The organism is Streptomyces hundungensis (assembly GCF_003627815.1).
Taxonomy (GTDB): Bacteria; Actinomycetota; Actinomycetes; order Streptomycetales; family Streptomycetaceae; genus Streptomyces; species Streptomyces hundungensis_A.
The window spans coordinates 3,947,471-3,965,632 of record NZ_CP032698.1 but is presented as its reverse complement, the minus strand read 5'-3'; the positions used below and the strand labels follow the sequence as shown (position 1 = coordinate 3,965,632).

Genomic DNA, 18,162 nt, shown 5'->3' with positions numbered 1-18,162 from the left:
CCGCCACGCGCCGCCGCTTCTGCCCCGGACGGAGGACTCCGGGGGCCGGAACTTGTCGCCGGTTCGGCTGCGGCCCGTAGCCAGACGATCGCGGATCGGCTAACTTCCTTGCCAGTAGTCGTGGTTCCGAAGTCTCAGCGCCCGCGGTTTACGCCGTGGGCGTTTGCTGTGCAGCAATGTCCGAGGACCAGGGCGATCACCTCACCCAGGGGTACTGACAAGCCAGTACCCCGCGATCCTCGACAGGGGAAACACATGGCAACCGGCACCGTGAAGTGGTTCAACGCCGAAAAGGGCTTCGGCTTCATCGCGCAGGACGGCGGCGGCCCGGACGTTTTCGTCCACTACTCCGCGATCAACTCCACCGGCTTCCGCGAGCTCCAGGAGAACCAGGCCGTGGTCTTCGACGTCACCCAGGGCCCGAAGGGCCCGCAGGCGGAGAACGTCTCCCCCGCCTAGTCAGTGACTCGCTGAATCAGTGATGCGGTGACCCCGGCTTCGGCCCGGGGGAACGCGGAGGCGCCCCGCACCCGAGGGATGGGTGCGGGGCGCCTTTGTACGTTCGACACCCGAGGGATGGGTGCGGGGCGCTTTTGTGCGTTCGGCACCCGGGGAATGGGTGCGGGGCGCCTTTGCCGGTGCGGCCGGGCGACCGGGCGGCCGGGTCTGGTCGGGCCCGGGGCCCGGAGTCCGGTCGCGTGCGGGTCAGGCCTCCACGCAGGCCGCCGCGGGCGCCCGCTCCGCCGAGCGGGCCACCACGCGGAACTGCGAGCGGTGCAGCCGCAGGGAGGCGGCGACCAGCACGAGCGCGAGCACCGTCATCGCGGCGCCCGCCCAGGCCGTGGCGGCGAAACCCAGGTTCGCGCTGATCACGAGACCGCCGAGCCAGGGCCCCGCGGTGTTGCCCAGGTTGAACGAGGACGTCGTGGTCGCGCCGGCCAGCGTCGGGGCGGCGCCGCCCACGTTGAACATCCGGGCGTTGAGCGCCGGGGCCGTGTAGAACGCCGACAGGCCGATCAGGAACGACAGGGCGACCGCGACTGCGGGCGTCGAGGCGAACAGGGCCAGCGCGACCAGGAACACCGTCGAGGCGGTGATGCCGCTGAGCAGCACGCCGAACAGGTGCGCGTCGGCGACCCGGCCGCCGATCGTCGTACCGATCAGCGCACCCACCCCGAAGAGGCCGAGCACGGCCGGGACCCAGCCCGCGTCGACGTGCGCCACGTCCGTCAGGAGCGGCTTGAGGTAGCTGAACGCGCAGAACACGCCACCCGCGGCGAGCGCCGTGACGGCGACCGAGAACAGCACCTGCGGGTCGCGGTAGATACGCAGCTCCTGCCTGAGCCGGGGCTTCTCGGCGGGCAGCGGGATGCGCGGGATACGGGTCAGGATGCCGACCAGGGCGATCGCGGAGGCCGCGCCGACCGCCCAGAACGCCGAACGCCAGCCCAGGCCGTCACCGAGCAGTGCGCCCAGCGGCACGCCCAGGACGTTCGCGATCGACAGGCCGCCGATCATGACGGCCATCGCGCGGGCCCGCGCGTTCACCGGCACCATCGCGATGGCGACCGCGGCGCCGACCGCCCAGAACCCGGCGCAGGCCAGTGCGGACACGATCCGGGAGGCGAAGAGCAGGGCGTAGTTCGGGGCGAGCGCGCCCGCGACCTGACCCAGGCCGAACACCGTGATCAGCGCGATGAGGGTGGTACGGCGGGGCAGTCGCAGGGTGGCCACGGCGAGCAGGGGGGCGCCCACCACCATGCCGATCGCGAAGGCCGAGATCAGCAGGCCCGCCTGGGGGATCGAGACGTTCATGTCGTCCGCGATGGCCGGGAGCAGGCCGGTCAGCATGAACTCGCTCGTGCCGAGTGCGAAGACGGAGAGGCCGAGGATGTAGACGGCCAGGGGCATGCGGGCCCCTTGGGCGGGGGGCGGTGGGGGGGTGGGGGTGGGTGCGGGCACGGGCGTGGGTATGGGCTCGGCGGGCATACCAAGTGCCAACGCCCCTCCCCGCATCCCCATTCCCTGTGGCTCCGCCCTAGCCCCCAGCGGGTTCGCCCACCCACCCGCCCGTGCAGCGGGTTGGTAGGTCCGGCCCCCTGGGGCTCCGCCCCAGACCCCGGGCGTTTGCCCACCCGCCCACCCGTGCGGCGGGTTGAATCGGCTGAGCCCTGGGGCTGCGCCCCAGACCCCTGCGGGGGCTCCGCCCCCTGCACCCCCGTTCGCGCCTGAACGGCGCTCGTCCTCTAACGCCGGACGGGCTGGGGTGCTGGCCAGCGCAGAGCACTTAAGGGGCGCGGGGAACTGCGCGAGACGCGGGCACGGTCGGCAGGCGAAGGCCCTGGGGCTCCGCCCCAGACCCCGTTCGCGCCTTAAGGGCGCTCGTCCTCAATCTCCCCCAAGGCCTTAAGGGCCAGGGGGGACCCCCATGACGGGCTGGGGTGCTGGCCAGCGGCGAGTGGTTAGGGGCGCGGGGAACTGCGCGAGACGTGGGCATGCTCCGCACGGGATGTGGGGTAGGGGGCCCGGGGCTGGCTCCGGGGGGTGCGGGGTGGCTGCGGAGGGCCCCGGTCAGGCGCCGGTGTGTTCGAAGACGTGTTGACGCCGGCGGCCGCCAATCGTGCGCGGCGTGTCGCCCACCCGCCGGAACCCCGCTCGTTCCAGGACGCGCTGCGAAGCCGTGTTGTCCTCGTCCGTCGTCGCGTACACCGTCTCGACGTCGGGCTGGGCCAGCGCCCAGGCGGTGAGGACGGCGAGGGACTCGGTCGCGTACCCCTGGCCGCGCGCGGACTCCGCGAGGTCGTAGCCGATCTCCACGCGGCCGTCCTCGGGCGGGCCGTGGAAGCCGATGCCGCCGATCGCCCGGCCGTCCTCGGCGCGGACGATGACATACGCGCCCCAGCCCGTGCGGTGCCGCCCGGTCTCGATGCCCGCGAGCATCTTCGCGGCGGCGAAACGGCTGCCCTCGTGGGGGCCGCCGGGCGCCCACCGCCAGCCGCCGGAGCCGCCGTCCTGGAGCGCCGCGGCCGACGCGCGGGTCAGCTCGTGCAGGGCGATGCGATCGGCCTGGACTGTCACCGGGAGCACGCGGGACACCTGCCTTGGGTCGGGGCGAGCGGTGGTCTCGGCCCGATTATGCGGTCAGCAGGGTCAGTTCCGCCTCGAGATTCTCCCGAGCCGGTCCCTCCCACGCGCGTACGCCGTGCGGGGTGCGGAACAGGGCGGGCAGCGCGAGCAGTTGGGCCAGCACCTCGCCGCGGCCGGAGCGGAACGCCTCGTCCGGCACGAAGGCGTACTCCTCGCGCACGGCGGCGGCGTACGCGGCGTAAGCGTCCGGGGCGGCGGCGAGGATCGCGAGGTCCGCGTCGCACAGCACGGCGCCGTTCGCGTCGCCCTCCTCGGGCGCGTGGGTGACGGTGAGGCGCACCAGACGGGCGACCTCGGCGGTGTCCTCGCGGCTCAACCCGGCCTCGGGCAGCGCCCGTTCGGCGAGCCGTGCCGAACGCTCCTCGTTCTCGGAGCGGTCCGGCAGGTACACGGCGTCGTGGAACCACGCGGCGAGGCGTACGAGGTCGGGCTGGTCGGCGTAGCGCTCCAGCACGTCGATGTGGTCCAGGACCGCGGTGAGGTGGGTGGTGTCGTGGTAGTGGCGCTGCGGTTCCGCCCAGCGGGCGAGCAGGTTCTCCCCGTACGGGGTGGGGTCCACGGGGCTGTTCGCGGGGGAGCGGGTCGCGAGGATCGCCTGGTGCCAGCGGAGGAGGAGGTCGTTGGGGTGGGGCATGCGGCCGAGGGTAGCGGGGCGCGCCCCTAACCACTCGGTGCTGGCCCGCACCTTCAGCCTGTCCGGCGATTGAGGGCGAGCGCCCTTAAGGCGCGAACAGGGTCTGGGGCGGAGCCCCAGGAAACCCCGGTTTCGGCTGCGGACCGTGCGTGGCTGGTCGCGCAGTTCCTCGCGCCCCTGAAACCCGACGTCGTGTGCGGACCGTGCCCGCGTCTCGCGCAGTTCCCCGCGCCCCTAGCTACTCGGTGCTGGCCAGCACCTCAGCCTGTCATGGGGGTCCCCCCTGGCCCTTAAGGCCTTGGGGGAGATTGAGGACGAGCGCCCTTAAGGCGCGAACGGGGGTGCAGGGGGCGGAGCCCCCGCAGGGGTCTGGGGCGGAGCCCCAGGGGCCGAACCCTCCAGCCCCCTGCACGGGCGGGTGGGTGGGCAAACCCGTGGGGTCTGGGGCGGAGCCCCAGGGGGCCCCGGAGGGGGCCTGTCACATCCGCGCCCTCCCGGGCGTCAGCCCGGTGAAGGAGCTGGTGCAACCGGTGTGAGGAGACGTGGGATGCACGCGGACGAGTACCTGGCCGAGCGGTTCGAGGGGCATCGCGGACATCTGCGGGCGGTGGCCTACCGGATGCTCGGGTCGCTGCACGAGGCCGACGACGCCGTGCAGGAGGCCTGGCTGAGGCTCAGCCGGTCCGACACCGGCACGGTGGCCAGTCTGGGGGGCTGGCTGACCACGGTCGTCGGGCGGGTCTGCCTCGACATGCTGCGCGCCCGCGCCTCGCGCCGCGAGGACCCGCTCGGGCTGCACGTGCCCGACCCGATCGTCACGGGCGCCGACGGCGCGGGCCCGCAGGACGAGGTGCTGCTCGCCGACTCGGTGGGGCTCGCACTGCTCGTCGTCCTGGAGACGCTGAGCCCCGCCGAGCGGCTCTCCTTCGTACTGCACGACCTGTTCGCCGTACCGTTCGACGAGATCGCCCCCATCGTCGGCCGCACGCCCGCCGCCGCCCGCCAGCTCGCCTCCCGGGCCAGGCGGCGGGTCCGGGGTGGCGCCCCGGCCTCCGACATGGATCCGGCGGGCCGCCGCGAGGTGGTGGAGGCGTTCATGGCGGCGGCCCGCGAAGGCGACTTCGACGCGCTGGTCGCGGTGCTCGACCCGGACGTGGTGGCCCGCTCCGACGGCGGTGAGCTGCGGCCCGGCGGTGTGCTGCGCGGTGCGCGGGCGGTGGCGGGCGGGGCCGTGTTCGGGGCGCGGCTCGCCGAGTTCACCATCCTGGTACTGGTCAACGGCAGCCCCGGGCTCGTCTCACTGACCGAGGGGCGGCCGCTGTCGGTGATGGCGTTCACCATCGCCGCGGGGCGGATCACCACCATCGACATCCTGGCCGACCCGGAGCGGCTCGGCACGCTCGACCTGACCGTCCTGACGACCTGAACCCCCGCCGCGGGCACGCGGGTTCTGACCGTCCTGACGACCTGACCCCCAGAGGACCTCCTGACGACCTGAACCCCCGCATCACGCACGGGGGTTCAGAGGGCGGCCGGGCTCGGTCAGACCGTGGCCTGGAACCCCCGCAGACGCAGCGAGTTGCCGACCACGAAGACCGAGGAGAAGGCCATCGCGGCCCCCGCGATCATCGGGTTGAGGAGGCCGGCCGCCGCCAGGGGCAGCGCGGCGACGTTGTACGCGAAGGCCCAGAACAGGTTGGACTTGATCGTGCCGAGCGTCTTGCGGGAGAGCCGGATCGCGTCGGCCGCCGCCCGCAGGTCGCCGCGGACCAGGGTGAGGTCGCCGGCCTCGATCGCGGCGTCCGTGCCCGTGCCCATGGCGAGGCCCAGGTCGGCCTGGGCGAGGGCGGCCGCGTCGTTGACGCCGTCGCCGACCATGGCGACCGAACGACCTTCCGCCTGAAGGGACTTGACCACATCGACCTTGTCCTGCGGCATGACCTCCGCGTACACCGTGTCGATGCCGACCTCGGCCGCGACCGCCTCGGCGACGGCCCGGTTGTCGCCGGTGAGCAGGATCGGGGTGAGGCCCAGCGCGCGCAGTCGCCGGATCGCCTCGGGGCTGGTCTCCTTGATGGCGTCGGCGACCTCCAGGACCGCGCGGGCCTCGCCGTCCCAGGCGACCGCGATGGCGGTACGCCCCGCCGCCTCGGCCTCCTCCTTCGCGCGCTTCAGCGCCGGGGTGAGCTCCATGGCCCAGTCCCCGAGCAGGTTCTCGCGCCCGACCAGGACCGCGTGACCGTCCACGACGCCCTGGACGCCGAGACCGGCGATGTTGGCGAAGTCCTCGGGGGTGGGCAGCGGGCCGACCTTGGCGGCGGCGCCGTCGGCGACGGCCCGGGCGATGGGGTGTTCCGAGGAGTGCTCCAACGCCCCTGCCAGGCGCAGGACTTCGGCCTCGTCGGTGGTGTCGGTGGTGTGGACGGCGAGCAGGGTCATGCGGCCGGTCGTCACCGTGCCCGTCTTGTCCAGGACGATCGTGTCGACCTTGCGGGTCGTCTCCAGGACCTCGGGGCCCTTGATCAGGATGCCGAGCTGGGCGCCGCGGCCGGTGCCGACCATGAGGGCGGTCGGGGTGGCCAGGCCCAGGGCGCAGGGGCAGGCGATGATTAGTACGGAGACGGCGGCGGTGAACGCGGCGGTGAGGCCGGAGCCGTTGCCGAGCCAGAATCCGAGGGTGGCCAGGGCGAGGCCGATGACGACCGGCACGAAGACGGCGGAGATCTTGTCCGCGAGCCGCTGGGCGGCGGCCTTGCCGTTCTGGGCGTCCTCGACGAGCTTGGCCATGCGGGCGAGCTGGGTGTCCGCGCCGACCCGGGACGCCTCGACGACGAGCCGGCCGCCCGCGTTGAGCGTGGCGCCTGTGACGGCGTCGCCGGGGGCCACCTCCACGGGGACGGACTCGCCGGTGAGCATGGAGGCGTCGACCGCGGAGGAGCCCTCGACGACCGTGCCGTCGGTGGCGATCTTCTCGCCGGGCCGCACCAGGAACCGGTCGCCGACCTTCAACTCATCGGTGGGTACGGTCAGTTCGCGCCCGTCGGCCCGCAGTACGGTGACGTCCTTGGCGCCGAGTTCGAGCAGCGCCCTCAGGGCCGCGCCCGCCTTGCGCTTGGAGCGGGCCTCGAAGTAGCGCCCGGCGAGGATGAAGGCGGTGACCCCGGCCGCGGCCTCCAGATAGATGTTGCCCGCGCCGTCCGAGCGTCCGATGGTCAGCTCGAAGGGGTGGGTCATGCCGGGGGTGCCGGCGGTGCCGAAGAACAGCGCCCACAGCGACCACAGGAACGCGGCCGAGGTGCCGACCGAGATCAGCGTGTCCATGGTGGCCGCGCCGTGCCGGGCATTGGTCCAGGCGGCCCGGTGGAAGGGCCACGCGGCGTAGGTGACGACGGGCGCGGTCAGGGTCAGCGAGAGCCACTGCCAGTACTCGAACTGGAGGGCGGGGACCATCGACATCGCGATGACCGGGATGGCCAGCACCGCCGCGGTCAGCAGCCGCTGGCGCAGGGGCCGCAGCTCGTCGGCGGCCTCCTCCCGTTCACCCTCGGCGGGGCCGGACTCGGTCCGTACCGGCGCGGGCTCCTTGGCGGTGTAGCCGGTGGCCTCGACGGTGGCGATCAGGTCGGCGACCGAGACGTCCTCGCGGAAGGTGACCTTCGCCTTCTCGGTGGCGTAGTTGACGGTCGCCTCGACCCCGTCCATGCGGTTGAGCTTCTTCTCGATCCGCGCCGCGCACGAGGCGCAGGTCATGCCGCCGATGACGAGTTCGACGTCGGCGGCGCCGGGTGTGGTGGTCGTGGTCATGACTGCGGCTCCTCGTACGAATGCTACGTGCGGTGAGGCGGTGGGCGGGACCCACGGGGAAACTTTGATACCCCCTGGGGGTACAGCGACAAGGTCATGTATACCCCCGGGGCGTACGCGGCGCAAGGCGGATCCCCTCTTGACTTAATACCCCCTGGGGGTATGTTGACGTGGTCGTCCCACCGGAGAGCGTTCCTAGGGAGTTCGTCATGAAATTCGTCATGGGCACAGGACTGAAGATCACCGCCTTCGCCGCCGCGCTCGCCGCGACCTTCGGCACCGCCTACGGGGTCGGCAAGGGCGTCGACCCGATCGTGGCGCAGCCCGCCGGGCATGCCGCGCACGGGGAGCCCACCGCGAAGGCCGGGCACGGCGGGCACGAGGAACAGGACGGCGCGGCCGAACTGCCCGGCGGCCTCCAGATCGCCGAAGGCGGGTACGCCCTCGACCTCAGGACGCCCCGCCTCGAAGCGGGCCGGGCCGCCGAGATCAGGTTCGCGGTGACAGGGCATGACGGGCGCCCGGTGACCGCGTTCAAGAGCGAGCACGGCAAGGAGCTGCACCTCGTCGTCGCCTCCGACGACCTCGCCGTGTACCGCCACCTGCATCCGGTACGCGCCGCAGACGGCACCTGGTCGGTCCCGGCCGAGCTGCCCGAGGCCGGGGGCTACCGGGTCTTCGCCGACTTCACGCCCGGCGACACGAAGGACGCCAAGAACCTGGTGCTCGGCGCCGACCTCGCGGTCTCGGGCGCGTACGCGCCCAAGGAGCTGCCCGCGCCGACGGCGACGGCCCCGGTCGAGGACGGCTACACGGTGAGCCTCGCGGGCGACCTGACGCCGGGCAGGACCGCCGAGCTGAAGCTGTCCGTCACCAAGGAGGGCAGGCCGGTGACCGATCTGGAGCCCTACCTCGGAGCGTACGGACACCTCGTGGCGCTGCGCGCCGGTGACCTCGCCTATCTCCATGTACACCCCAATGAGGGCGGCCCCGGGCCGGTCGTCTCCTTCGGCGCGACTGTGCCCAGTGCCGGTACGTACCGTCTCTTCCTGGACTTCCAGCATGGCGGAAAGGTCAGGACCGCCGGTTTTACCGTCGCCGCGGGTGGGCATCTCGCCGCGTAGGCTGGTCAATGGACTAGACCTATTGGGGTCCGAGTGGGGCCCGGGTTACGGAGGAATGGGGTCAGATGAGCAACCGCGCACTGCTTGAGGTGATCGCGCTCGACGCGCAGGACGCCGTCGCGGCCCAGGCCGGCGGGGCGGACCGCCTGGAGCTGGTGACCGACATGGCGGCCGACGGCCTGACCCCGTCCCGGGAGACCTTCGCGGCGATCCGCGCCGCCGTCGACATCCCGCTGCGCGTGATGCTGCGTGCGCACGACGGTTTCGCGGCCGGCGACGTCGACGCGCTCCTGCGGGACGCCGAGGCGCTGCGGGCCGAAGGCGCGGATGAGTTCGTCCTGGGCTTCCTCGACGAGACCGGCGGCCCCGACATGGCGGCCCTGCGCGCCCTGGCGCCGGTGCTCGACGGTTGCCGCTGGACCTTCCACCGGGCCGTCGACCGGGCCGCGTCCCGCGATGCCCTGCGCAAGGAGCTCTCCGGTCTCGCGGGCCTCGACACCTACCTCACGGCCGGCTCCCCGCTCGGCGTCGACGACGGCCTGCCCGTGCTCCTCGCGGAGGCGGCGCGCCACGGCGAACCCGGCTACGAGCCGCGCATCCTGGTGGGCGGCGGCCTCCAGCTCACCCACCTGCCGGTGCTGCGGGACGCCGGGATCGACGCGGTCCACATCGGCGGCGCGTCCCGCCCCGGCGGATGGAGTGAGCCGGTGTCCCCGGCCGCCGTCGCCGAGTGGCGCGCGGCGCTCGACGCGTAGCGGGTCCCTCGGCGCTGGGGGGGGGTGCGCGGCCGCCCCACCCGTCACCCGGCGCGACCCGTCAGGGACGAAGCACCCGGATGAACTCCCCCTCGGGCAAGGCCAGTTGAGCCCATACGGTCTTGAGCGGGGTCGGCCCCTCCACCGTCCCCCAGTGGTCCGCGAACGCCTGCACCAGGAGCAGCCCGCGCCCCGATTCGCAGTCGGCCGCCGGGGCCGAGGCCACCACCGGCAGCGCCTTGTCCGCCCGGGTGTCCGTCACCTCGATGCGCAGGACGCCGTCCTCGCGCAGCGCCACCCCCACCTCGAAGCCCCGCCCGGACACATAGGCGTGCAGCACCGCGTTCGCGGCGAGCTCCGCCACGAGCAGCGCCGCCGTCCGTGACGCCTCGCTCTCCGGCGCGATGCCCCAGGCCGCCAACTGCCCCTGCGCCAGCCTGCGCGCCAGCCCCGCCGCGCGTCGCGTGGACGCGAACCGCTTCCTGAACGCACAGACGGTAGCCGGGAGTTGCTCGGCTCGGGGTTCCATGTCGAGATGCATAACCCCAAGGTGAGGGGCCCGCAGAGGTCGCCACCAGATCTGAGCCGCGTACGCTGCGCGAGCGTACGCGCACAGGGTGTAGACGGTACGGGCCTTCTGCCGTAACTCTGGGTGAGTTGCGAACGCGGGGCGATCCGTTCACCTGGAGGTGGCCGCCGATGCCATGGGACCACGAGGACCACGACGATCACGAGGATCAAGCGGGCCTGGACGATCACGAGGGCCGAGACGGGGAGCCCGAGGCCTCCGACAGCCTGCGGACATTCGGCGCGGTCGTCCAGGCCCTGCGCGAACACGCCGGCCTGAGCCGCGCGCAGCTCGGGGCGCTGGTCGGCTACTCCAAACACACGGTCGCCTCAGTGGAGTTGGGCCGCCGCATGCCCGACCCGGCCTTCATCGAGCGCGCGGAGCGAGCGCTGGGCAACACGGGCGCGCTGACCGCTGCGGCCCGCCACCTCAGCCGCCAGCCGGGCCTGGCGTCCTGGTTCCGCCGGTGGGCCCGCCTGGAGCGCACCGCGATCAGCCTGTACACGTACGAGTCCCGGCTGATCCCGGGGCTGCTCCAGACGGAGGCGTATGCGCTGGCGCTGTTCCGGGCCCAACTGCCGCCGCTGGCCGACGCGCAGATCGACGCGAACATGGTGGCTCGACTGAAGAGGCAGCGGCTGCTCACGGAGCGCCCCAACACGGCGTACAGCTTCATCGTCGACGAGCACGTCTTCGCGCGGCGTACGGGAGGGCCGGACGTGACCCGTGAGCTGATCGATTACGTCCTGGAGCGGACGGCCGCTCGCAACGTCGAGCTTCAAATCCTCCCGGCGGGCTTGGGAGTTCACGCGGGATTGGCCGGTCCCATTCGGCTCGCTGAAACGCCGGCTCATCGGTGGTTCGGGTACTGCGAGGGGCAGGAGAGCGGCATCTTCGTCTCCGACCCCAAACTGATCAGCACGCTTCACATGCGGTATGCGAAACTGCGGTCACAGGCCCTTACGCCTGAGCAATCGGTGGGCCGACTGGAGCTACTGCGAGGAGCGCCATGAGCACAACCGAACTGGGCTGGTTCAAGAGCAGTTACAGCAGCGGCTCCGGCGACGATTGCGTCGAAGTCGCCCTCGACTGGCGGAAGTCGACGTACAGCAGCGGGTCTGGCGACTCCTGCGTCGAAGTCGCCGAATGCTGGAGCAAGTCCAGCTACAGCAGCGCCGAGGGCGACTCCTGCGTCGAGGTTTCCGCGTGCTGGAGCAAGTCCAGCTACAGCAGCGGCGACGGTGACTCCTGCGTCGAGGTCGCCGCCACCCCCGCCGTCATCCACGTCCGGGACTCCAAGGACAAGGCCGGTCCTCAGCTCACGCTTTCGCCCGGCGCCTGGGGCGAGTTCGTGGCGTACGCCGGAGTCGGGCCCCTATAGGGCGAGTTGGGGCGGCAGCGGGCTCGCGTGGACGATCGTCAGGCCTGAGACCGCTCGGGTCAGGGCGACGTACAGGCGGCGCAGGCCCGTGCGTTCGTCGGGCTCGCCGTCGACCACGGCGGTCGGTTCGTCCAGGACCACGTAGTCGTACTCCAGGCCCTTCGCCAGGGACGCCGGGACCAGGGTGAGGCGGGAGGTCGCCGTGGTCTCCTCGCCGGGGTCGAGATGGGCGAGGCCCGCTGCCTCAAGTGCCTTGGCCAGTACGGGAATGCGGGCGTCGGCGGCGATCAGGCCGATCGAGCCCTCGTGGGCGAGGGACTCCTCGCAGGCCGCCACCACGGCCGCGTCCAGCTCGGCCGGTGTGCTCGCCGCGCGTACGTCCAGGGAGCCCGGCGTCTCACGGACCGACTCCACGGGGGCCAGGCCGGGCGAGATGGAGGGCAGCAGTTTCGAGGCGTACGCGATGACCTCGCGCGGCACGCGGAAGCCGGCCGTCAGCTCCTCCACCACCGCGTCCCCCTTGCCGAGATGACGCAGCGCCTCGGCCCAACTCGCCGTCGCCCAGGGCGTGGTGCCCTGTGCCAGGTCGCCGAGGACGGTCGCCGAACCGGTCGTGCAGCGGCGGCCGACCGCGCGGTACTGCATGGGGGAGAGGTCCTGGGCCTCGTCGAGCACCACATGGCCCAGTGAGGGGGTGCGGGCGACCAGGTCGTTCGTCTCGTCGATGAGGACCGCGTCCGCCGCCGACCACTTGGCCGCCTTCACGCTGCGGGCGGGCTTGGGGGCGAGGATCGCCTTCTGCTCGTCGTCGGTGAGGATGCCCTCGGCGTGCGTGGCGAGGAAGGCGGGCTCGTTCAGCAGGCGCAGCACCAGCTTCGCCGGGTCCACCGGCGGCCAGATCGCCTTCACGGCCGCCTTGACCGCCGTGTTGCGGGCCACCGCGTCCTGCACGCGGTCGTCGGGTGCCTCGCCCGCCTGCTCCATCCGGACGAGCACCGTGTGCGCGATCCGCTGCGGCAGGGCCTCGCGCGCGGCACCGTAACGGATGTCGCGGTCCCTCAACTCCTCGACGATCGTGGCGAGTTCGTACGCCGGTACGCGCCAGCGGCGCGAGCCGCGCACCACGACCAGGGGCTCGGAGGGGGTGGTCACGTGCGACCAGACCGCGCGGCGCAGCACCTCGGCCATGCGGGCGTCACCCTTGATCACGGCCGCCTCGGCGGGATCGGTACCCCGCACCTCGACGCCCGTCGAGGCCACCAGGTCGTCCACGGTCGCCTGCTTGACCTCCAACTCGCCCAGCGCGGGCAGGACTTGCTCGATGTAGTGCAGGAAGGACTTGTTCGGGCCGATGACGAGGGTGCCGGTGCGGGCCAGCCGGTCCCGGTGCGCGTACAGCAGATACGCGACCCGGTGCAGGCCCACGGCGGTCTTGCCGGTGCCCGGCCCTCCCTGCACGCACACGCTGCCGCTCAGACCCGACCGTACGATCTCGTCCTGCTCGGGCTGGATGGTGGCCACGATGTCCCGCATCGGGCCCACGCGCGGGCGCTCGATCTCCGCCTGGAGCAGCTTGCTGGTCCGGGCGGTCTCCGTGGCGTCCATCAGGTGCTCGTCCTCGTACGCCGTCAACTCGCCCCCGGTGTAACCGAAACGGCGGCGCAGCGAGACGTCCAGCGGGTCCTTCTTCGACGCGCGGTAGAACGGCTGCGAGACGGGGGCGCGCCAGTCGATGACCATCGGGTCGCCGTCGGCGTCGTGGACGTGGCGGCGCCCGATGTAGAACCTCTCGCCCCCGGCGCCCTCGGCGAGGTCCGCGCCGGGGGCGTGCAGGTAGTCCAGGCGGCCGAAGAAGAGGGGGGTGTGGGAGAGGTCGGCGAGGGCCTTGATGCGGTCGTCGATCTGGCGCTGGAGGACGGCGGCGTTCACCCAGTTCGCGGTGACGTCCTTGATGTCCAGGGCCTGGACGTCCTCGCGCATCGCGCGCAGGGCGGCGCGGGAGTGGGCGAGGTGGGTGCGTTCGTGGTCGAGGGGGTTGGGGGTGGGGGCGTGCGCGGGCACGGGTTGCCTCCGGCGGGGGTGGGTACGGGCCGTGCCGTGTTTGGTGGCGGTACGGCGGCCTCCCGGTTTCCGGACGGGGGGCGGCGCCTCCGGGGAGGGCGGGGGGTGGGGATTTTAGCGAGGGGGGTGGGGGTGGGGCGAATGGTTTTCCCCCACCCCGCCCCTTCCCGAAACCCTCCGGGGGTGAGCTCGTCTGCGGACCGTGGGTGGCTGGGCGCGCAGTTCCCCGCGCCCCTAGCCGTGCCGGTGCTGGGGCACCTACAGCCTGTCCGGCGATTGAGGACGAGCGCCCTTTAGGCGCGAACGGGGTCTGGGGCGGAGCCCCAGGGGACCGGAACCAACCAACCCGCTGCACGGGCGGGTGGGTGGGCAAGCGCGCCGGGGTCTGGGGCGGAGCCCCGGGGGGTTATGGCGTCAGCCCCAGGGGGTTCAGGGGGTGGAGGCGGGTGGGGTCGGCGAGGATGTTCAGCTCGGTGATTCGGGCGTCCTCGCCCAGCGTGAAGGCCAGCACCGAGACCACCCGTCCCCCCACCACCGCCAGAATGCCCGGCGCGCCATTGACCAGGACCAGGCGGTTGAACGCCGCCAACTTGCGGAAGCTGTTGGCCTGTTCGGCCACCGCCCGAGCCCCCCGCACCAGCTTCGTCGTCGGCAACGCCCCCGCATCGGCCCGCAGCACCACGTCCGGGTCGAGCAGCGCGAGCAGCGCCTCGAAGTCGCCGCCGCGCGCCGCCGAGATGAACGCCTCGACCACCTCGCGCTGGCGGGCGCGGTCGGGCGAGGGCGAGGGCACCCGGCCCTGCACCCGCCGTCGCGCCCGGCTGGCGAGCTGACGGGTCGCCGCAGGCGTCTTGTCGACGATCGGCGCGATGTCCTCGAACGGCACCGCGAACATGTCGTGCAGCACGAAGGCCAGCCGCTCGGCGGGGGCCAGCGTCTCCAGGACCACCATCAGGGCCAGGCCCACCGAGTCGGCGAGCAGCACCTCCTGCTCGGGGTCGGCCCCGTCCACCGGGCCGAGCACCGGGTCCGGCACGTGCACGTACTCGTACTCCCCGACGTCGAGGGCCGCCTCCCGCCGGGTGCCGCGCGCCCGCAGCATGTTGAGGCAGATCCGCGCGACGATCGTGGTCAGCCAGCCGCCCAGGTTGTCCACCGCCCCGCTGTCCGCGCGGCTGGCCCGCAGCCAGCCCTCCTGGACGGCGTCCTCGGCCTCACTGAGGGAGCCCAGCATCCGGTACGCCACCGCGCGCAGATGACCGCGGTGCTCCTCGAAGCGCTGCGCGAGGTACTCGTCGTCGACCATGTCTGCTGTTCCTCCGTCGCGTTGCGTGGTGGCGCTGGTGGCAGTGGTGGTGCTGCTCTGACACCGGAAGGGGGCGTGGTGTGACAGGCGCGGGGGCAGGTCTTTCGCCGGACTGGGCCGGGGACGGTGGTCCCGGGCGAGGGGGAGGCCTTGGTCCCGCCCTCAGGGGGTCCCGGCTCATACCCGTAGGGGACGGCGTCGGACCAGAGGACTACGCGGGGGGCGGGGAGGTTCAACCCGGGGGTCGATGTGCCGGGGTTGTCCGAAATCCATCATGGATACATGAGTACAACGACCTGCACCCCAGCCCCCTCCGCCCGTCCCGGCACCCCGCGCGGCGCCACCGCCTCGGGCGCCGCCCCTCACCGTACCCACAAGATCGGCAACGCGGTCCGGGCCGCGAAGGTGCTCGCCGGCGCCGCGTTCAGCGTGGTGGTGATGGGCGAGTTCGCGGAGGAGGCGGGCGTCCGCCGGCGCCACCAGGGCTGACTCGGCGCGGCCCCCTGGCGACCGTCCTCGGCGCTGACCGACCGTACCGCTAGGGTCACTTCGTGTGACTGTGACCGTCCGTACGCCGCGTGCAGCCGCCACCACCCGGGCCATCGTCCTGCTCGGGCTTTCGCTGGCCGCGCTCACCGTGCTCTGTGCCGCCCTGCGGATCCCCATGGCGGACGCCCAGGTCTACCGGGCGGAGGGCGCAGCCGTCGCGCACGGCGGACCGCTCTACGGGTTCACCGTCACGCCATGGCACCTGCCCGCCACCTACCCGCCGTTCGCCGCCCTGCTGTTCCTGCCCACTGCCTTCGTGCCGCTGTCCGCGCTCAAGGCGGCCTTCTGCGGGGCCAATGTCGCGCTGCTCGCGCTCCTCGTGGTGCTGTCCTGCCGCTTCGCGCGCATCGAGGTCCGCGCCGCGCACGTGCTCGCCGCCACCGCGCTCGCGCTGTGGCTCGAACCCGTCTTCCAGACCCTGATCTTCGGGCAGGTCAACCTCGCACTCGTCTGCCTCGTGCTCTGGGACCTGTCCCGGCCGGCGGGTGCCTTCGCGAAGGGGTTCGCGGTCGGGCTCGCCGCCGGGATCAAGATCACGCCGCTCTTCTTCGTGCTCCATCTGCTGGTACGGGGACGCGTCCGCGAGGCCCTCACCGCGCTGGCCGGATTCATCACGACCGTGCTGGTCGCAGCGCTCGTACTCCCTTACGCCAGCGTCGAGTTCTTCACCCGCCGCCTCTTCGAGACCGGCCGCGTCGGCAAGGCGTGGATCGTCGACAATCAGTCCTTGCAAGGGCTGCTCGCGCGGCTGTTGCACACCCCCGCGCCGGGGATGGTGTGGGCGGCGGGCGCGCTCGTCGTCGGCGCCGCAGGGCTGTGGATCGCCCGCCGGGCCGAGGAGCGCCACGCCCTGCTGGTGAGCTCCTTCACCGCCCTGCTGATCTCGCCCATCAGCTGGTCGCACCACTGGGTGTGGTGCGTCCCGCTGATCGCCCTGGCGGCCGGGGAGGGGCGGGCACGTGCGGCCGTCGTGCTCGCGGTCGTCTTCACCGCCCGCACCCTCTGGCTCGTACCGCACGCGGGCGAACTCGACCTCCAACTACCGCTCTGGCAGCAGCCGTTGGCCTCGCCCTACGCGCTGGTCGGGCTCGCGGTGCTGGGGTGGGCGACCCGGCGCTCCGGTCGAAGGGCCGCCCCGGTGGAGCCGGATGCTCAGTTGCCCGCGAGGAGTTCGTCCGCGTCCATGATCCGGTAGGCGTAGCCCTGCTCGGCCAGGAAGCGCTGGCGGTGCGCCGCGAAGTCCTGATCGATGGTGTCGCGGGCCACCACCGAGTAGAAGTGCGCCTGGTGACCGTCGGCCTTCGGGCGCAGCACACGGCCGAGGCGCTGGGCCTCCTCCTGGCGGGAGCCGAACGTACCCGACACCTGGATGGCGACCGTCGCCTCCGGCAGGTCGATCGAGAAGTTCGCCACCTTCGACACCACGAGGACGCTGATCTCGCCCTCGCGGAACGCCCCGAACAGCTTCTCGCGCTGCGCGTTGGTGGTCTCGCCCTTGATGACGGGAGCGTTCAAGTGCTCGCCCAGCTCGTCGAGTTGGTCGATGTACTGGCCGATGACGAGGATCTGCTGACCCGCGAACTTCCGTACCAGCGCCTCGGTGACCTTCCGCTTGGTCGCCGTCGTCGCACAGAAGCGGTACTTCTCCTCGGTCTCGGCGGTCGCGTACGCGAGCCGCTCGCTGTCCGTGAGGTTGACCCGCACCTCGACGCAGTCGGCGGGCGCGATGTAACCCTGCGCCTCGATCTCCTTCCACGGCGCGTCGAACCGCTTGGGACCGATCAGCGAGAACACGTCCGACTCGCGGCCGTCCTCGCGCACAAGCGTCGCCGTCAGACCGAGCCGGCGGCGGGCCTGGAGGTCGGCGGTGAACTTGAAGACCGGCGCGGGCAGCAGATGCACCTCGTCGTAGACGATCAGGCCCCAGTCCCGGGAGTCGAACAGCTCCAGATGCGCGTAGACGCCCTTACGGCGGGTGGTGAGCACCTGGTACGTGGCGATCGTGATGGGACGGATCTCCTTCTTCGTCCCGCTGTACTCGCCGATCTCGTCCTCGGTCAGGCTGGTCCGCTTCACCAGCTCGTGCTTCCACTGGCGGGCCGAGACGGTGTTGGTGACCAGGATGAGCGTGGTCGCCTTCGCCTCGGCCATCGCCCCGGCGCCGACCAGCGTCTTGCCCGCGCCGCAGGGCAGCACCACCACACCGCTGCCGCCGTGCCAGAACCCCTCGACGGCCTGCCGCTGGTACGGGCGCAGCGCCCAGCCGTCCTCGGCGAGCTCGATCGGGTGCGCCTCGCCATCCACGTACCCCGCGAGGTCCTCGGCCGGCCAGCCCAGCTTCAGCAGCGTCTGCTTGATCTGGCCGCGCTCGGAGGGGTGCACGGCGACCGTGTCCGCGTCGATGCGGGCGCCGACCAGCGGGGCGACCTTCTTGGACCGCAGGATCTCTTCGAGTACGGGACGGTCGGTGGAGGTCAGCACCAGGCCGTGGGTGGGGTGCTTGCTCAGGGTGAGCCGGCCGTAGCGGTCCATCGTCTCGGCGATGTCGACGAGCAGGGCGTGCGGGACGGGGTAGCGCGAGTACTCGACGAGGGCGTCGACGACCTGCTCCGCGTCATGCCCGGCGGCCCGCGCGTTCCACAGGCCCAACGGCGTCAGCCGGTAGGTGTGGATGTGCTCGGGGGCCCGCTCCAGCTCCGCGAAGGGCGCGATGGCGCGACGGCAGGCGTCGGCCTGCTCGTGGTCGACCTCCAGGAGCAGGGTCTTGTCGCTCTGGACGATGAGTGGTCCGGTCACCTGGGGCATGTCCTTCCGGCGGATCGCCACCCGGGCA

16 protein-coding genes are annotated in these 18,162 nt (G+C 72.4%); 8 read left to right on the top strand and 8 right to left on the bottom strand.

Annotation, left to right across the window (positions count from 1 at the left end):
- Positions 1-255: 255 nt before the first annotated feature.
- Complete coding sequence (locus DWB77_RS17610) at positions 256-459, top strand: cold-shock protein (protein WP_120722172.1); 204 nt, start codon at positions 256-258, stop codon at positions 457-459.
- Positions 460-705: 246 nt separating this feature from the next.
- Here the strand turns inward: DWB77_RS17610 and DWB77_RS17605 are convergent, their stop codons facing one another.
- From DWB77_RS17605 to DWB77_RS17595, 3 genes are all read right to left on the bottom strand, one after another.
- The gene (locus tag DWB77_RS17605; RefSeq protein ID WP_120722171.1) at positions 706-1,911 is read right to left on the bottom strand and encodes a Cmx/CmrA family chloramphenicol efflux MFS transporter; all 1,206 of its coding nucleotides are present in this window, start codon (positions 1,909-1,911) and stop codon (positions 706-708) included.
- 660 nt (positions 1,912-2,571) lie between these two features.
- On the bottom strand, positions 2,572-3,087 hold the full coding sequence (locus tag DWB77_RS17600) for a GNAT family N-acetyltransferase (protein WP_246033555.1): 516 nt from the start codon (positions 3,085-3,087) through the stop codon (positions 2,572-2,574).
- 46 nt (positions 3,088-3,133) lie between these two features.
- A complete protein-coding gene (locus DWB77_RS17595; RefSeq protein ID WP_120722169.1) occupies positions 3,134-3,781 on the bottom strand; it encodes an HD domain-containing protein in 648 nt (215 codons plus the stop codon).
- A 547-nt stretch (positions 3,782-4,328) separates the two neighbouring features.
- On the opposite strand from DWB77_RS17595, the gene DWB77_RS17590 reads away from it, so the two are divergent.
- Complete coding sequence (locus DWB77_RS17590) at positions 4,329-5,207, top strand: sigma-70 family RNA polymerase sigma factor (protein ID WP_120722168.1); 879 nt, start codon at positions 4,329-4,331, stop codon at positions 5,205-5,207.
- Positions 5,208-5,323: 116 nt separating this feature from the next.
- Here DWB77_RS17590 and DWB77_RS17585 read toward each other — a convergent pair whose 3' ends face one another.
- The gene (locus tag DWB77_RS17585) at positions 5,324-7,585 is read right to left on the bottom strand and encodes a heavy metal translocating P-type ATPase (RefSeq protein ID WP_120722167.1); all 2,262 of its coding nucleotides are present in this window, start codon (positions 7,583-7,585) and stop codon (positions 5,324-5,326) included.
- Positions 7,586-7,806: 221 nt separating this feature from the next.
- Between DWB77_RS17585 and DWB77_RS17580 the strand changes: the two genes are divergently transcribed.
- Both DWB77_RS17580 and DWB77_RS17575 read left to right on the top strand, forming a co-directional pair.
- Positions 7,807-8,709, top strand: coding sequence for a hypothetical protein (locus DWB77_RS17580; protein ID WP_120727906.1), 903 nt, complete (start codon positions 7,807-7,809; stop codon positions 8,707-8,709).
- Between the two features lie 65 nt (positions 8,710-8,774).
- Positions 8,775-9,464, top strand: a complete 690-nt coding sequence (locus DWB77_RS17575; RefSeq protein ID WP_120722166.1) for a copper homeostasis protein CutC — start codon at positions 8,775-8,777, stop codon at positions 9,462-9,464.
- 61 nt (positions 9,465-9,525) lie between these two features.
- On the opposite strand, the gene DWB77_RS17570 is transcribed toward DWB77_RS17575, so the two are convergent.
- A complete protein-coding gene (locus DWB77_RS17570) occupies positions 9,526-10,005 on the bottom strand; it encodes an ATP-binding protein (RefSeq protein ID WP_120722165.1) in 480 nt (159 codons plus the stop codon).
- 158 nt (positions 10,006-10,163) lie between these two features.
- On the opposite strand from DWB77_RS17570, the gene DWB77_RS17565 reads away from it, so the two are divergent.
- Together DWB77_RS17565 and DWB77_RS17560 are read left to right on the top strand one after the other, a co-directional pair.
- On the top strand, positions 10,164-11,045 hold the full coding sequence (locus DWB77_RS17565; RefSeq protein WP_120722164.1) for a helix-turn-helix domain-containing protein: 882 nt from the start codon (positions 10,164-10,166) through the stop codon (positions 11,043-11,045).
- On the top strand, positions 11,042-11,413 hold the full coding sequence (locus tag DWB77_RS17560; protein ID WP_120722163.1) for a DUF397 domain-containing protein: 372 nt from the start codon (positions 11,042-11,044) through the stop codon (positions 11,411-11,413). The genes DWB77_RS17565 and DWB77_RS17560 overlap by 4 nt, the downstream gene beginning before the upstream one ends.
- On the opposite strand, the gene DWB77_RS17555 is transcribed toward DWB77_RS17560, so the two are convergent.
- Positions 11,408-13,393: a HelD family protein gene (locus tag DWB77_RS17555; RefSeq protein WP_174248706.1), complete on the bottom strand. Its 1,986-nt coding sequence runs from the start codon at positions 13,391-13,393 to the stop codon at positions 11,408-11,410. The genes DWB77_RS17560 and DWB77_RS17555 overlap by 6 nt on opposite strands.
- A 487-nt stretch (positions 13,394-13,880) precedes the next feature.
- Positions 13,881-14,780 carry a sigma-70 family RNA polymerase sigma factor gene (locus tag DWB77_RS17550; protein ID WP_120722161.1) on the bottom strand — a complete coding sequence of 300 codons (900 nt, stop codon included), beginning with the start codon at positions 14,778-14,780 and terminating at the stop codon, positions 13,881-13,883.
- Between the two features lie 282 nt (positions 14,781-15,062).
- Between DWB77_RS17550 and DWB77_RS17545 the strand changes: the two genes are divergently transcribed.
- Together DWB77_RS17545 and DWB77_RS17540 are read left to right on the top strand one after the other, a co-directional pair.
- On the top strand, positions 15,063-15,269 hold the full coding sequence (locus tag DWB77_RS17545; RefSeq protein ID WP_120722160.1) for a hypothetical protein: 207 nt from the start codon (positions 15,063-15,065) through the stop codon (positions 15,267-15,269).
- 64 nt (positions 15,270-15,333) lie between these two features.
- Positions 15,334-16,524, top strand: coding sequence for a glycosyltransferase 87 family protein (locus DWB77_RS17540; RefSeq protein WP_428985127.1), 1,191 nt, complete (start codon positions 15,334-15,336; stop codon positions 16,522-16,524).
- Here DWB77_RS17540 and DWB77_RS17535 read toward each other — a convergent pair.
- Positions 16,482-18,125 carry a DNA repair helicase XPB gene (locus tag DWB77_RS17535; RefSeq protein ID WP_120727902.1) on the bottom strand — a complete coding sequence of 548 codons (1,644 nt, stop codon included), beginning with the start codon at positions 18,123-18,125 and terminating at the stop codon, positions 16,482-16,484. The genes DWB77_RS17540 and DWB77_RS17535 overlap by 43 nt on opposite strands.
- Positions 18,126-18,162: the final 37 nt, after the last annotated feature.